General features: G+C 74.5%; 1 protein-coding gene. It reads right to left on the reverse strand.

Translation table 11 applies throughout. From position 1 onward, the window contains the following. A partial coding sequence (locus BHU15_RS37135) for an FAD-dependent monooxygenase (RefSeq protein ID WP_255293310.1) occupies positions 1–709 on the reverse strand: 709 nt, incomplete at its 3' end. Positions 710–734 lie beyond the last annotated feature (25 nt).

Raw genomic sequence — 734 nt, forward strand, 5'->3', positions numbered from 1 at the left:
CGTCCGCGATGTCCGTGAAGCCGCCGGGAGCGCGGCGGTGGGCCAGGGTGATGACGACCTCCGGGCCCTGTTGGCGGTTGGCGAGTTGCAGCTCCGTCATCGCCGGGCGGCGTTCCCTCTCGTACGCCGTCAGCGCCTCCGCGCGGTCCGGGTGCGTCGCCAGCGCGTGGGCCAGCGCACGCGCGTCGACGATGGACTGCGTCGCGCCGTTCGAACCGATCGGGTACATCGCGTGGGCCGCGTCGCCGATCAGGGTCGTACGGCCGTGGGTCCAGCGCGCGAGGGGTTCGCGGTCCACCATCGGGTACTCGAACGCCCCGTCCGCCGCGGCCAGCACCTCGGGGACGCTGACGCCGTCGAACTCCCAGCCCGCGTAGTGGTGCGCGAACTTCGCGACCGGCACCGGGCGGTTCCAGTCGCCGCGCCGCGCTCCGGCGATCTCCGTCGCGGGCATCGCCAGCGCCCAGTTGACCAGGACGTCCCGGTCCCGCCCGCCGGACCCGCCCGGGTGCGTCATCGGGTAGACCACGGCCTTCTGCCGGTCGTCGCCCGCGATGAACATGAACGTGCCCGCCCGCTGCGCGGGTACGCGTGAGACACCGCGCCAGACCAGCATGCCGTTCCACGGCGGCTCGCCCTCGCCGGGGTTGAGCGCGGCCCGTACCGCCGAGCGGATCCCGTCCGCGCCGATCAGCACGTCGGGTTCCATCGAGGCACCGCCGCCCCGGCCCCGC

This window comes from Streptomyces niveus (assembly GCF_001723055.1).
Lineage (GTDB): Bacteria > Actinomycetota > Actinomycetes > Streptomycetales > Streptomycetaceae > Streptomyces > Streptomyces niveus.